General features: G+C 55.5%; 13 protein-coding genes. 6 read left to right on the forward strand and 7 right to left on the reverse strand.

Features of this window, described 5'->3' with window-relative positions; translation table 11 throughout:
* Positions 1-8 precede the first annotated feature (8 nt).
* Together JQR90_RS11565 and JQR90_RS11570 are read right to left on the reverse strand one after the other, a co-directional pair.
* Positions 9-617 (reverse strand): tRNA-(ms[2]io[6]A)-hydroxylase, encoded by a 609-nt coding sequence (locus JQR90_RS11565; protein ID WP_010794782.1) that lies wholly within the window; start codon positions 615-617, stop codon positions 9-11.
* A gap of 112 nt (positions 618-729) precedes the next feature.
* A complete protein-coding gene (locus JQR90_RS11570) occupies positions 730-1,206 on the reverse strand; it encodes a DUF1289 domain-containing protein (RefSeq protein WP_010794783.1) in 477 nt (158 codons plus the stop codon).
* 394 nt (positions 1,207-1,600) lie between these two features.
* On the opposite strand from JQR90_RS11570, the gene acnB reads away from it, so the two are divergent.
* Complete coding sequence (gene acnB / locus JQR90_RS11575) at positions 1,601-4,204, forward strand: bifunctional aconitate hydratase 2/2-methylisocitrate dehydratase (RefSeq protein WP_010794784.1); 2,604 nt, start codon at positions 1,601-1,603, stop codon at positions 4,202-4,204.
* Positions 4,205-4,257: 53 nt separating this feature from the next.
* Here acnB and JQR90_RS11580 read toward each other — a convergent pair whose 3' ends face one another.
* Entirely contained in the window at positions 4,258-4,866 is a 609-nt protein-coding gene (locus tag JQR90_RS11580) for an START domain-containing protein (protein WP_010794785.1), read from the reverse strand.
* 51 nt (positions 4,867-4,917) lie between these two features.
* Positions 4,918-5,172, reverse strand: coding sequence for a YkgJ family cysteine cluster protein (locus tag JQR90_RS11585; RefSeq protein ID WP_010794786.1), 255 nt, complete (start codon positions 5,170-5,172; stop codon positions 4,918-4,920).
* Positions 5,173-5,457: 285 nt separating this feature from the next.
* Between JQR90_RS11585 and JQR90_RS11590 the strand changes: the two genes are divergently transcribed.
* From JQR90_RS11590 to JQR90_RS11600, 3 genes are all read left to right on the forward strand, one after another.
* Positions 5,458-5,997, forward strand: a complete 540-nt coding sequence (locus JQR90_RS11590) for an exonuclease domain-containing protein (protein ID WP_010794787.1) — start codon at positions 5,458-5,460, stop codon at positions 5,995-5,997.
* A gap of 70 nt (positions 5,998-6,067) precedes the next feature.
* Complete coding sequence (locus JQR90_RS11595) at positions 6,068-6,349, forward strand: pyrimidine/purine nucleoside phosphorylase (protein ID WP_010794788.1); 282 nt, start codon at positions 6,068-6,070, stop codon at positions 6,347-6,349.
* Positions 6,350-6,466: 117 nt separating this feature from the next.
* Positions 6,467-6,634 carry a PA1571 family protein gene (locus JQR90_RS11600; RefSeq protein WP_162842011.1) on the forward strand — a complete coding sequence of 56 codons (168 nt, stop codon included), beginning with the start codon at positions 6,467-6,469 and terminating at the stop codon, positions 6,632-6,634.
* On the opposite strand, the gene pdxB is transcribed toward JQR90_RS11600, so the two are convergent.
* Positions 6,635-7,774 carry a 4-phosphoerythronate dehydrogenase PdxB gene (gene pdxB / locus JQR90_RS11605; protein WP_010794790.1) on the reverse strand — a complete coding sequence of 380 codons (1,140 nt, stop codon included), beginning with the start codon at positions 7,772-7,774 and terminating at the stop codon, positions 6,635-6,637.
* Positions 7,775-7,824: 50 nt separating this feature from the next.
* Here pdxB and JQR90_RS11610 point away from each other — a divergent pair, with 50 nt between their 5' ends.
* Entirely contained in the window at positions 7,825-9,267 is a 1,443-nt protein-coding gene (locus JQR90_RS11610) for an MATE family efflux transporter (RefSeq protein WP_010794791.1), read from the forward strand.
* Between the two features lies 1 nt (position 9,268).
* Here the strand turns inward: JQR90_RS11610 and tusA are convergent, their stop codons facing one another.
* Entirely contained in the window at positions 9,269-9,508 is a 240-nt protein-coding gene (gene tusA / locus JQR90_RS11615; protein ID WP_010794792.1) for a sulfurtransferase TusA, read from the reverse strand.
* Between the two features lie 86 nt (positions 9,509-9,594).
* Positions 9,595-10,650: a 23S rRNA (cytidine(2498)-2'-O)-methyltransferase RlmM gene (rlmM, locus tag JQR90_RS11620; protein WP_010794793.1), complete on the reverse strand. Its 1,056-nt coding sequence runs from the start codon at positions 10,648-10,650 to the stop codon at positions 9,595-9,597.
* 342 nt (positions 10,651-10,992) lie between these two features.
* Between rlmM and acnA the strand changes: the two genes are divergently transcribed.
* On the forward strand, positions 10,993-13,731 hold the full coding sequence (acnA, locus tag JQR90_RS11625) for an aconitate hydratase AcnA (protein ID WP_073450153.1): 2,739 nt from the start codon (positions 10,993-10,995) through the stop codon (positions 13,729-13,731).
* Positions 13,732-13,754 lie beyond the last annotated feature (23 nt).

A 13,754-nucleotide genomic window follows, 5' to 3' on the forward strand; every position in this document is an offset into this window, starting at 1 on the left:
AATGGCTATTACGCTGCGCGCGGCACACCGCTATGAAAGCGCATCTCCGTATCCGCTGAGGCAATAAGCTCGGCTTCTAGCGCTCTGATCTCCTGAATCTTGGCGGTCACATCCTGCTCGTCACCATATAGATAGGCCAGCTTCAGGTAATCCTGATAATGACGCGCTTCCGACTTGAGCAAACCGCTGTAAAACTTGCTTAATTCTTCATCCAGATGCGGAGCAATTGCAGAGAAGCGCTCGCATGAACGGCACTCGATAAAGGCTCCTACGACAAGCGAGTCCGTTAGTCGGTACGGCTCATGATTACGGCACAGCTTACGCATGGCACCGGCATAGCGGGCCGACGTTACGTTTTCATGCGCAATGCCACGCTTCTTCATGATTTGGAGCACCTGCTCGAAGTGCCGTAGCTCCTCACGAGCGATCCGTGACATCTTGTTTACCAGATCCAGCTTATTGCTGTAAGTAAACAGGTAATGAAACGCAGCGCCCGCTGCTTTCTTTTCATTATTGGCATGATCGATTAAAAGGGTAGGAAGATCCTGCAAAGCAGCTTCCACCCAAGCTTCCGGCGTTTTACAGGCCAGGAATTCGTCCATTTCGGGCAACAACATAACGCAAATCCTTTAATCAACAGGCGGCTAACCATCTGTTCCAGAATCAAGGGAAGCACATCCGCCTGAAGCGATTGCACTGGAATATGAGGTGATTATACGGTGCGCGGTGTCAGACTCGAACGTCCATTCCTTCAAGCAGGAAACGTGGCGCAATGTAACGTTCATAGTGAGCTTCGGAGAGGATGAAAAACTCCTGGTCGATGGCATCACGCAGTTCCATCAGCGGGCGCTCCCTGAATTCAGGAAAAACATGTATGCCATAAGCATCGACCTGTTGAATATGGCGCGCGCCGCGTGAAATCAGCTGATAGGCCCAGCAATATTCGGACTGCTCAGGAATGAAGCGAATCTTCCGTTGCTGTAGCTGTTCCTTCAGGCGTAGCGGATCAAACACTTCGAGCTTTGCAGAAACCACCTGGGTCAGAAGCACTTCGAGACGGGCCCAGACAGCTCGCTTTTCCTCATCGTTATACGCATTCCAGTTCACGATCTCGTGATGAAATCGCTTGCAGCCCCGGCAAACCTGGTCACCGAATACCGTTGAGCAAAGTCCGACGCAGGGCGTCTTTATGCGCTGGTTGGACATAGTCGTTCCGATCAAGCAAAAGCCTATTTTAGCCTTTCGTCTAACCAAGGTCAGCGTCGTTTAGTCGCATGTTCAGCTTAACTTTAGCGAAACCTTGGAGTAGAATCCGTACGCCCTAAGGGGCGCCATGTCCGATACGAAGCTGTTTTCAAAGCGTCACGAACACAATTATCCGGCAGGTTCCCGGTCAGGGTGCAGCGTACTCATCACACGTCTGCATTCTGGCCCACGTGTAATACCGCTGGCGTAAAACTTTGAAAACAGCTTCGCACCGGAGCCTGAATGACGTCGCATTGGCTCCTGCCTCTTGCTAGCGATTGCTATTTCGTTATTCGGGCTCATGGGGTCGCCAGATCCCGGACGTCATTACTGGACCACTGATGAGGGTCATATTGTGCTTGAAGCCTATCGTAAACACGTAGAAGAGCGTGCCGCGCAGGGTATCGTTGCCCAGCCGCTTAACGCCGAACAGACTGCAGGTTTGGTCGAACTTCTGAAAAACCCGCCGGCCGGCGAAGAAGAATTTCTCGTTGACCTGATCACCAATCGTGTACCGCCGGGCGTTGACGAAGCCGCCTATGTCAAGGCTGGCTTCCTTTCTGCTGTCGCCAAAGGCGAAACCAGCTCCCCGCTGATCTCCAAGCAGCGCGCGGTCGAGCTTCTGGGAACCATGCAGGGTGGCTATAACATCGCCACGCTGGTCGAACTGCTGGATGACGCCGAGCTTGGCACCATAGCCGCCGGACAACTCAAGCATACGCTTCTGATGTTCGATGCCTTCCATGATGTCGCCGAAAAAGCCAAGGCAGGCAATGCCAACGCTCAGTCCGTTCTGCAATCCTGGGCAGACGGTGAATGGTTCAAGGCTCGCCCGGCTGTTCCGGAAAAGGTCACCCTGACCGTTTTCAAGGTACCCGGTGAAACCAACACCGATGATCTCTCCCCTGCGCCTGACGCCTGGTCGCGTCCTGACATCCCGCTGCACGCCCTGGCCATGCTGAAGATGGCCCGTGACGGTATCGTACCGGAGCAGCAAGGCAGCATCGGCCCGCTGAAGCAGATCGAAGAAGTTCGCGCCAAAGGCTTTCCGGTTGCCTATGTGGGTGACGTGGTAGGTACGGGTTCTTCCCGCAAATCTGCTACCAACTCGGTACTGTGGTTCTTCGGTGACGACATCCCCTACGTTCCAAACAAGCGCGCTGGCGGCTTCTGCTTTGGTAGCAAGATTGCTCCGATCTTCTATAACACCATGGAAGATGCAGGCGCTCTGCCAATCGAGTTCGACGTTTCCGCGCTGGAAATGGGCGACGTGATCGACGTCTATCCCTATGCAGGCAAAGTGACCCGTCACGGTAGCGACGATGTGGTTGCGACATTTGAGCTGAAAACCCCGGTTCTGCTGGACGAAGTTCGTGCGGGTGGCCGTATTCCGCTGATCGTGGGCCGTGGCTTGACTGAAAAAGCTCGCGCCGAACTCGGCCTGGAACACTCCGACCTGTTCAAGAAGCCCGAGCAGCCTGTTGATACCGGCAAGGGTTATACCCTGGCTCAGAAGATGGTTGGCAAGGCCTGTGGCGTGGCCGGCGTTCGTCCGGGCACCTACTGCGAGCCGAAGATGACTACTGTCGGCTCCCAGGACACGACCGGCCCGATGACTCGCGACGAGCTGAAAGACTTGGCATGCCTGGGCTTTTCCGCTGACCTCGTGATGCAGTCCTTCTGCCACACAGCCGCCTATCCCAAGCCAATCGATGTCAAGACTCACCACACCCTGCCGGATTTCATCCGTACCCGTGGCGGTGTTTCTCTACGTCCGGGCGATGGCATCATCCACAGCTGGCTGAACCGCATGCTGCTGCCGGATACCGTTGGCACTGGCGGCGACTCCCACACCCGCTTCCCGATTGGCATCTCCTTCCCAGCAGGTTCCGGCCTGGTAGCGTTCGCCGCTGCAACAGGCGTTATGCCGCTGGATATGCCCGAGTCGGTACTGGTTCGCTTCAAAGGCAAGATGCAGCCGGGAATCACGCTACGTGATCTCGTGCATGCCATCCCCTACTATGCGATCCAGAAAGGTCTGCTGACCGTCGAGAAGAAAGGCAAGAAGAACATCTTCTCTGGCCGCATCCTCGAGATCGAAGGCCTGCCGGATCTGACCGTCGAGCAAGCCTTCGAGCTGTCCGATGCCTCGGCCGAGCGTTCCGCTGCTGGCTGCACCATCAAGCTGTCGAAGGAATCCATTGCTGAGTATCTGCAGTCCAACATCACGCTGCTGCGCTGGATGATCAGCGAAGGCTACGGTGATGCCCGTACGCTGGAGCGCCGTGCTCAGGCGATGGAAGCCTGGCTGGCCAATCCAGAGCTGATGGAAGCTGATGCCGATGCCGAGTACACCGAAGTCATCGAAATCGATCTGGCTGAAGTGACCGAGCCGATCCTGTGCGCGCCAAACGACCCGGACGATGCTCGCCTGTTGTCTCAAGTGGCTGGCGACAAGATCGATGAAGTCTTCATCGGCTCCTGCATGACCAACATCGGCCACTTCCGCGCGGCTGGCAAGCTGCTCGACAAGGTCAAGGGCGCCATTCCGACCCGCCTGTGGCTGTCCCCGCCAACCAAGATGGACCAGCATCAGCTGACCGAGGAAGGCTATTACGGCATCTATGGCAAGGCTGGCGCTCGCATGGAGATGCCAGGCTGCTCACTGTGCATGGGTAACCAGGCACGTGTGGCCTCCAACTCGACTGTAGTCTCGACGTCGACTCGTAACTTCCCGAACCGTCTGGGCGATGGTGCCAATGTGTACCTGGCCTCTGCGGAGCTGGCGGCCGTTGCCTCCATCCTGGGCAAGCTCCCGTCGACAGAAGAGTACATGCAGTACGCCAAGGACATCGACAGCATGGCGTCGGATGTCTACCGCTACCTGAGCTTCGATCAGATTGCCGAGTTCCGCGAAAGCGCAGCCAAGGCTAAGATCGATGCGGTTGAGATCGCTTGATCTGATTGGTAGATAAAAAGCGCCCCGGCTAACCCGGGGCGTTTTTATTTGGGTTAACGGCTCTCCGCCGCCTTACGAAGACCTTGCAAGGTATTGAACGGCGCATCAACGACAAAGCTGTTAGCCAACCAAGACGGTATGCTTCCGCCCGGTTCGCTTTGGGCTTCGTACGTCACCTCCACAGATCCTGTCGCCTTTGGCAGCACCTGCCATTTACCGTCGAAACTGCTGACTCGCACGTAGCCGTCTGCAGGAGGTGTGTAAGTGGGCTCCCCTTTTAAATGACGAACGAAACCTCCATTGCCGGCTTGCTCCGTTGTGATATGTAGCACCACATCACGCGCCGTGACCGGCCAGGGCATTTCAATGCGCATATAGGTCCAGGTGTCCTGCCCCTGCTGCTTGAGCACCTTGAGCTGCTGGCAACGATAGAGCCACTTGCAGGAGCTGGCGGTATCCTCCTGAAGTTGCTCGATACGCTCAGGAGTAGCCTTAATCGTAACAACACCACGGTAGGCCTTGTATTTAGACCCCTCCACGCTACGGGTGTAGACCTTTACCCCATCTTCATCCTTTGCAAGTTTCCATTCCTCGGCGTAGGCGCCAGAACACAACGTCGCGAACAGAGCCGTTAAAACAGTTGTTTTAAAAAAAGTACGCATTGAACCTTCCTTTTCTTGTTATGAGCATAAAGCGTGTATGGTGGGGTTGAATCAGGCGGCAGTCACATCTTCCAGATACGCTATCAGCATAAGTGCCTCGTCACGGCTGTCACCACAGACAAAAGGCTCTGCCGAAAAGGCGCTGCACACCGGCGGTCGTTCCGGCTTTCCGAACAACTCACATAAATCGGTTTCGCTTAGATGTGCACATCGCACACCTGCAGGCTTGCCCTGTGGCATCGCAGGCAATGGCGTGGAAATAGAAGGCGCAATGCAACATGCACCACAGCCGGCACGGCATTCCATAACGTATAGACCTGAGTAGTAGATACAAAAAGCATAAGGGAGATTGGCCCCAACGCCAAGCGTCACTCAAACGTTTGTCCAAGCGGCTAATACCTGGCGTCCAACTTAATAGTCGGCACCGGCATGGATTCAGTCACACCCTTCGTCAGAAGAGCCTCAAAATGTACGTAGCTCTGTGTTTAAGCCTGAAACTTGCCTATCTTGATACAGGTCTCTGCCTGTGGGCGCCGGTCCGTTACCAGGATGCCTTGTCCTCTTACTTACAAGAAGCTCTTTGGAGGCACGATGAAGCGTTGGCTGGTCATCGATCTGGAAGCGACCACTGATGAAGGCGGATGGCCTGTCGAGGAGATGGAGATCATCGAGATCGGCGCCGTGTTGATCGATAGTACCGGACAAGAGCTTGATCACTTTCAGAGCTATGTAAGGCCCCTGCATCGACCTCTGCTGACCGCGTTCTGCAAATCGCTTACGCACATTACCCAAGACGATGTAGATAGCGCAGCGCCCTTGTATACGGTCTGGCAACACTTTGAGCAATGGCTGAGTAGCCATGAAGCGCATTTGGCGGGCTGGTGCAGCTGGGGTGACTATGATCGCCGTCAGCTACAGCGTGATTGGCGTGAGCACAGAATCAGCACACTCCTGGCACGCACTCCCCACATGAATCTCAAGCAGCGCTTTGCGAAGTCCAGGCAACTACCCCGCCCTGTCAGCCTGGGCTCGGCCCTGAGCCTTGCCGGGTACTGCTTTCATGGTCAGCCGCACAGGGCCTTGGAGGACGCGCGTAACACGGCAAGGCTACTGCCTATAACCGTGCACTAATAGCTTAGTGGCGGCAGCGTAAAGGTTTCGGCATACTGGCTTGACGTTTAAAACAATCCTAAGGAAAGCCATGTTCAAGGTTAACGAATATTTTGACGGCACCGTTAAATCCATCGCCTTCAATCTGAGCAGTAAGCCAGCCACCATTGGCGTCATGGCGCCAGGTGAATACGAATTCGGAACGAGCCAATTGGAAATCATGAACGTGGTAGCAGGTGCCCTGACGGTCAAACTACCTGGCAGTGATGCTTGGGAAACTTTTGAGGCAGGCCAGAAATTCACCGTTCCGGCCAACAGCAAATTCCAGCTCAAAGTCAGCGTGGAAACGGCTTATCTTTGCGAATACCACTGACAGGCCAGGTGCATAGCGAACGCTATGCACCCTTGCGGCACTTTTGGACGCTCTAGGTTGTCATATCTTCTTAACCTGTCTTGGCTAGGTTGGACTCATATGGCAAAGGAGACTGAAATGACCGTTCAGAACACTTCTCAGCACACAACCTCCGATCATGCTCAACGCCTGGGTGGCGCCCTCATCGATGAAAAGGGTCGCGAGATCCCGATTACCGAGGCCATGATTCAAAAGGCATGTCGTGAGCCAGACGACTCTCTCAAGACGCCTACATGCCCTGAGTAATCACAGACGTGTAGCGCCTAATGCCTCTACGATTCGGGAAGTTGCCGGGCTTGCATCGGTATAAACGCGAAGTCCGGTAATTTCCCGACGCTGGGGATAATGCTTTCTAAGTAGATCAAACCCGTTACGCCGCGCTTGAGTACCACCTTTGAGTGATAATCGAAAGGCGGCGTCATCATTGCGCGGATCATAAACGGCCCGACACAAAAGTCTCAGTGCCTGTTCAGGCGTAGCACTGGCCGAAAGCTCGATCTTTGATAGCCACTGTTCAGGTAGAAAGTCCTCCAAGGCTTTTTCTGGCCTCTGTTCCTGCCAGGCGCAAAAGGCAGCGTAAATCATTGCAGTACCGCGCCACTTGCCTTCAAGGCTATGGCCAGCAATATGAGGTGTCGCCAGGCGGCATCGCTTGGCCAGCTCTACATCGACCTCAGGCTCACTCTCCCAAACATCCAGAACAACCTCCAGATCGGCACCTTCAACCAAGCATTCACGAAGTGCCTTGTTGTCGATAACTTCTCCGCGGCATGCATTGATCAGCCATGTTCCAGCCTTCAACCCAGCCAGGCGCTCAGCATCAAAAAGGTGATACGTCGCGTCAGGCCCGGAACGTACCAGCGGTGCGTGCAGGGAAATGACATCACATTTCTCCATCACGGTTTCAAGCGAGACAAAATCATCTGGCGCGGAGAGCGCACGTGGTGGATCACACACCAGAACATTCAGGTTCAACCCTTTCAGCACCTCCACCAGACGGCCACCAACCTGTCCGGCGCCTACAACCCCATAGGTGCGCTCACTCAGCGAGACTCCGCGGGCGTCGCTCAAGGCAAGAAGCGCACCCAGAACGTAATCGACAACGCCGCGTGCATTGCACCCCGGCGCACTGCTCCAGGCAATGCCAGCCGATTCCAGATAATCAATGTCCAGATGGTCCGTACCGATGGTGCACGTTCCCACAAAGCGGACCGGTGAGCCCTCCAGCAATGCCCGAGTGACCGGTGTTATGGACCGTACGATGAGAATATCAGCTTCGCCCACGGCAGCCCTGTCCATGGCACGGCCCGGCATTCGCCTGATCGATCCAAAGGCACCAAAGAATTCATCCAGAAGGGGAATATTTTCGTCTGCAAGGATGCGCATCTTGAACTCCAATCAGCGAGACATGCATTTTATCAGGCTCAAGAGGTGTGATGGATTTCTCGGCATCCGAAAAGCGTCGTACACTGTCCAACTTTTCCTTACCTGATAATCTCGTGGACACAAGACCTACCCGGCGGCAGCGGATCCGTCATGAGCTAACGGCCCTGCTCGCACTGGCAGCGCCTATTATCATTGCTCAGTTATCGCACTCTGCCATGGGGTTCGTCGATGCCGTCATGGCCGGGCGTGTCGGTCCGTTGGACCTGGCAGCCGTTGCGCTAGGCAATTCCGTCTGGGTGCCGGTCTTTCTTCTGATGACCGGAACGCTGCTGGCCACTACGCCAAACGTGGCGCAGCATCATGGCGCCAGGCAACCGGAGAAGATTGGTCCGCTTGTTCGACAGGCGCTCTGGTTGGCCGTGGTCATCGGCTTGATAGCCAGCGCTCTTTTATGCTCAGCGAAGCCTTTACTGATTGCCATGCATGTCAGTCCGGAGCTGATTCAGCCAACCATGACCTATCTGCATGGCATCGCCATGGGTATCCCCGCGGTTGCACTGTATTACGTGCTGCGCTGCTTCAGCGACGGGCTTGGACGCACCCGGCCCAGCATGATCATTGGTCTGGTTGGTCTGACACTCAACGTTCCGCTAAATGATCTGTTCATCCATGGTCGCCTTGGCTTGCCAGCGATGGGCGGTCCAGGTTGCGGATTTGCCAGTGGCGTGGCGATGTGGTTGATGTTCCTGGGCATGTTCGCATGGGTGCGACGCGCCAAGATCTACCAGGCATGCGGTATCTTCAGCCGCTTCGACGCTCCCCAATGGCCAGTGATTCGTCGCCTGCTCTCTGTGGGTGCGCCTATTGGAATCGCGGTATTTGCGGAGTCCAGCATCTTCTCGGTCATTGCCCTGTTGATCGGTGAGCTAGGCGCAACGGTGGTAGCAGGCCATCAGATTGCTCTCAACTTTGCCTCACTCACCTTCATGATCCCCTTGTCGATCGGCATGGCCATCACTGTACGGGTTGGACAGTCCCTAGGACGCGGCGAGCCTCGGCAAGCGCGGTTTTCGGCAGGCACGGGAGTGGCCGTTGGCCTATCCTGGGCCTGTATTTCTGCCAGTATCATGCTGCTTTTCCGCGCACCGATCGCAACGCTTTATACACAGGACCCGGCTGTGGTGAGCCTGGCGGCATCGCTGATTGTATTTGCCGCTCTCTTCCAGTTTTCAGATGCGGTACAGGTGACAGCGGCCGGGGGACTCAGGGGGTATCAGGATACACGGGCCACAATGGTGATCACACTGCTCGCCTATTGGGGTATCGGTCTGCCAGTAGGTTATGTACTAGGCCTGACCGATTGGATTGGGCAGGCCCGCGGACCGGCGGGCCTTTGGCAAGGTCTGGTGGTGGGGCTTACCTGTGCAGCGGTATTGCTTGCCATACGCCTTGCACGTAGCGCACGCCGCAGGATAAGAAATGCAGCCCACTAGGTTATTCGACTTTCTTGCGTATCCAATAAAGGTACTTGCCGCCCTCTTCCTCCTTCTGCACCAGCTCATGTCCTAGAAACATGCAGAATTTGGGGATGTCCCGCTGCGTAGAGGGATCAGTTGCAATGACCTTGAGCAGGCTACCACCTGCCATGTCTCGCACCTTGTTATGCAGCATCATGACAGGCTCAGGGCAATTCAGCCCGCTGGCGTCAAGTGTCGCGTCAACGGTAAGAGTCATGCTTTTCTCCATTCGGTAGCAGCCGTGCCTTTGACATAGGTACTGGCTGCATCAGTACGTTTCGAACCGTAAATGTTCTACTTTGGTTATTTCAAGCGACGGAGGTGACAGGTGACCTCTTCGCGATCGTGGTAGAGCTGTTTGCAAGCGATCGCAACCGACATTCCTTTGCTATCGAAATAGCTTCTCAATCGATCCAGAATGCGCCTGACTTCAGCATAGCGCTGCTTCATTGGCAGCTTCAGATTTACGACTGCCTCCTTGCACCAGCGCTCGCCGATCCAACTTTCCATGAGCGCGGCCGTACGAGCCGGCTTCTCAACGATATCGCATACCATCCAGTCGACTTCCTTACGTGGACGAAAGGCATAGCCATCGACCTGCAGGTGCTCGATAAGGCCTGACTCCATCAGGGACTCTGCCATCGGACCGTTATCCACGGCGATCACGAGCATATCCCGGTTGACCAGTTGCCATGTCCAGCCTCCAGGTGCTGCCCCCAGGTCTACGGCGTGCATACCCGAGGCAAGGCGCTCATCCCACTGCGCACGAGGAATAAACTGATGCCAGGCCTCTTCCAGTTTAAGCGTAGAGCGGCTGGGCGCTTCACGGGGAAACTTGAGTCGGGGTATACCCATCGGCCAAAACGCAGCGTTACGTGGCTCGGCCACGCCAATGAACACATCCGTTCCTGTTCGAAAGGTCAATTGCAGCCGTGGCAAGGCAGGGTCTTCCTTGAGACGGCCCGCCTTGGTCAGTGCAGCCCTCAGGGGCTTTTCGAATTTCTTGCAGAATGTCGACAGCGCTTTGCCGTCGTTAGTATCCAATACCTCGAACCACAGGCTCCCGCAGACCGGATAGCTCTGTAGCTCCTGCAGGATGGCTCCTACACGGTCCTGCTCAGGTAACGTGACAAAGCCTGTGCCTCGCGCCCATTGGCGCGGAAAGATCAGGTCGGCAAAGCGCAGGCGCTTCATGAGGCGATCCGCACCCTCTGCCTCACTGCAAATGAATTCGGCAAAGGCGCTGGCTGGCTTGCCCCGCGCGTAGCCTGAAATTTCCAGCTGTGCAGCCAGATCGCTAAGCTCGGCACACACCTCGCCTTCAAAACCAGGTCGGCAATGTAACAACAACGTATTCATCAAAACTCCAGCCCTGTAATGCGCCTTGCAATAAGCCGCGCACTATACCCGAGCCAGGCGGATTGAGCGGAACAGGGAACGTAAAAGCCGTCAATCGGTCCAGTATTGGAGAACAAGCGCAAGACGACGCTTGGTCGACAGGCTGGCGCCGGATGTCCGCCGCTGTTGATACCGATCAGGCCCCATTGATGCTCGGCTCAAAATCTTCGTACCGAGAGGCAGTGTTGGCAGGCTTTTCGGTATTTCCTCGGAGTGGGCCTGAGCCGGGATTAGCGAAGGTCACGTCGTCTTGCACAAGGCCGAACCGTCGTGCCGTCCCAAGCCGAGAGGAGATTCATCGTCATGCCTGCACTGGATAGTCTGAAATGTCGTCGTACCCTAGAGGTCGATGGCCGTACGTATCACTACTATAGCCTTCCCGAAGCCGCCAAGAGCCTGGGTGATATTTCGCGCTTGCCTGTATCGCTAAAGGTCCTGCTCGAAAATCTGCTGCGCTGGGAAGACAATAAAACCGTTTACCGTGAAGACCTGCAGGCACTGGTTGACTGGCTCAAGGAACGCACCTCCGACCGCGAGATTCAATACCGTCCGGCGCGCGTTCTGATGCAGGACTTTACCGGGGTACCCGCAGTCGTGGACTTGGCAGCCATGCGTGATGCCATGGCCAAGGCAGGAGGCGATCCTGAAAAAATCAATCCCCTCTCTCCTGTCGATCTAGTGATTGACCACTCGGTAATGGTCGACCGTTACGCCTCCGAACACGCCTATGAGGAAAACGTAGCCATTGAAATGCAGCGCAACGGTGAACGTTACGAATTCTTGCGCTGGGGTCAACAAGCTTTCGACAACTTCAGCGTAGTGCCACCGGGCACCGGCATCTGTCACCAGGTAAACCTTGAATACCTGGGCCGTACAGTTTGGACTCGCGAAGAAAACGGCGAGACTTACGCTTTCCCGGATACCCTGGTAGGCACCGACTCGCATACGACGATGATCAACGGCCTGGGTGTACTAGGCTGGGGCGTAGGCGGCATTGAAGCTGAGGCCGCCATGCTGGGCCAGCCGGTATCCATGCTCATACCTGAGGTCATCGGCTTCAAGCTGACAGGCAAGCTGCGCGAAGGCATTACCGCTACTGACTTGGTGTTGACCGTAACCCAGATGCTACGCAAGAAAGGCGTAGTGGGTAAGTTCGTTGAGTTCTATGGAGACGGCTTGGCTGATCTGCCACTGGCGGACCGCGCTACCATCGGCAATATGGCTCCGGAATACGGCGCCACTTGCGGCTTCTTTCCGGTTGACCAGGTCACTGTGGACTTTCTGCGCTTCTCGGGCCGCCCCGAAGAAACAGTCAAGCTGGTTGAGGCCTACGCCAAAGCTCAGGGTATGTGGCGTGAGGCCGGTGACGAACCAAGCTTCACCGACACCCTGCATCTGGACTTGGGCGATGTCGAATCCAGCCTGGCAGGCCCCAAGCGTCCGCAGGATCGCGTTTCGCTATCCAAGGTCAGCGAAGCATTCGATCAATTCATGAATCTGCAACTCAAGCCTACTGCGCCTAAGGGTAATGGACATCCCGTTACACCCGGTGGGCTGGACGACTCGGTTAAAGGCGAACCCAAGGCGGACGGCATTGAGTATGAACTTGATGGCCAGAAATACCGCTTACAAAACGGCGCAGTTGTAATTGCCGCCATTACCTCCTGTACCAACACCTCCAACCCCAGCGTCATGATGGCTGCCGGTCTACTGGCGAAAAAAGCCGTTGAAAAAGGGCTGGAGCGCAAACCCTGGGTCAAGAGTTCATTGGCGCCTGGCTCCAAGGTCGTAACCGAATACTATAAGGCTGCTGGCCTTATGACTTCGCTAGACAAGTTGGGCTTTAACCTTGTGGGATACGGTTGCACCACCTGCATCGGCAATTCCGGGCCGCTGCTCGAACCAATTGAAAAAGCAATTCAGGAAGGCGATCTGACCGTGGCATCAGTGCTCTCGGGCAACCGCAACTTCGAAGGCCGCGTACATCCCTTTGTCAAAACGAACTGGCTGGCTTCACCACCACTGGTAGTCGCTTATGCCTTGGCAGGCAGCGTCAAGGTTGATCTGTCTAAAGATCCTTTGGGTACAGACAAGAACGGCCAACCGGTCTATCTGAAGGATATCTGGCCCACCCAACAGGAAGTGGCTGACGCCATCGAGAAAGTCAACTCGGCGATGTTCCGCAAGGAATACGCAGCGGTCTTCGAGGGCGATGAGAACTGGAAGGCCATTCAGGTTCCAGCTTCCAAAACCTATACTTGGAGAAACGATTCGACCTATATCCAGAATCCCTCCTTCTTCGAGAACATTGGCGGCAACCCACCTCGTGTATCAGATATTCATGATGCGCGAATTCTCGCCTTACTGGGCGACTCAGTCACAACAGACCATATCTCCCCGGCTGGTAACATCAAAAAGGATAGCCCGGCGGGTCGCTACCTTACCGAACATGGTGTTGCCTATGAGGACTTCAACTCGTACGGCTCCCGCCGTGGCAACCATGAAGTCATGATGCGCGGCACTTTTGCTAACATTCGTATCCGTAACGAAATGCTGGGTGGCGAGGAAGGTGGCAATACGCTGCATGTTCCAACCGGCGAGAAAATGGCCATCTATGACGCTGCCATGCGGTATCAGATAGATAGCACTCCACTGGTCATTATTGCAGGCAAGGAATATGGCACAGGCTCATCCCGTGACTGGGCAGCCAAGGGAACCAACCTGCTCGGTGTCAAGGCAGTGATTACCGAAAGCTTCGAGCGTATCCACCGCTCCAACCTGGTAGGCATGGGCGTCCTTCCGCTTCAGTTCCAGAACGGAGTGGATCGCAAGTCGCTAGGTCTAACCGGTAAGGAGAAAATCAGCATTTTCGGACTGGATGGCGTCGAACTGCGGCCACGTATGCCTCTGACCATGGAAATCACTCGTGAAGATGGCAGCATGGAAACGGTAGAGCTTCTCTGCCGAATCGATACCCTCAACGAAGTGGAATACTTCAAGGCGGGTGGCATTCTGCACTATGTATTGCGCAGCCTGATGTAAGCGCTCCCACAAAAAAGCCCGCC

The sequence above is a fragment of the Pseudomonas sp. JZ114 genome (genome assembly GCF_051027705.1).
Lineage (GTDB): Bacteria > Pseudomonadota > Gammaproteobacteria > Pseudomonadales > Pseudomonadaceae > Chryseomonas > Chryseomonas luteola.

Coding starts and splice junctions, on each gene's coding strand:
- acnA (WP_073450153.1), top strand. CDS start 10,993: ATGCCTGCACTGGATAGTCTGAAATGTCGTCGTACCCTAGAGGTCGAT.
- JQR90_RS11580 (WP_010794785.1), bottom strand. CDS start 4,866: ATGCGTACTTTTTTTAAAACAACTGTTTTAACGGCTCTGTTCGCGACG.
- JQR90_RS11600 (WP_162842011.1), top strand. CDS start 6,467: ATGACCGTTCAGAACACTTCTCAGCACACAACCTCCGATCATGCTCAA.
- JQR90_RS11585 (WP_010794786.1), bottom strand. CDS start 5,172: ATGGAATGCCGTGCCGGCTGTGGTGCATGTTGCATTGCGCCTTCTATT.
- tusA (WP_010794792.1), bottom strand. CDS start 9,508: ATGACTCTTACCGTTGACGCGACACTTGACGCCAGCGGGCTGAATTGC.
- JQR90_RS11595 (WP_010794788.1), top strand. CDS start 6,068: ATGTTCAAGGTTAACGAATATTTTGACGGCACCGTTAAATCCATCGCC.
- rlmM (WP_010794793.1), bottom strand. CDS start 10,650: ATGAATACGTTGTTGTTACATTGCCGACCTGGTTTTGAAGGCGAGGTG.
- JQR90_RS11565 (WP_010794782.1), bottom strand. CDS start 617: ATGTTGTTGCCCGAAATGGACGAATTCCTGGCCTGTAAAACGCCGGAA.
- pdxB (WP_010794790.1), bottom strand. CDS start 7,774: ATGCGCATCCTTGCAGACGAAAATATTCCCCTTCTGGATGAATTCTTT.
- JQR90_RS11610 (WP_010794791.1), top strand. CDS start 7,825: ATGGATTTCTCGGCATCCGAAAAGCGTCGTACACTGTCCAACTTTTCC.
- JQR90_RS11570 (WP_010794783.1), bottom strand. CDS start 1,206: ATGTCCAACCAGCGCATAAAGACGCCCTGCGTCGGACTTTGCTCAACG.
- JQR90_RS11590 (WP_010794787.1), top strand. CDS start 5,458: ATGAAGCGTTGGCTGGTCATCGATCTGGAAGCGACCACTGATGAAGGC.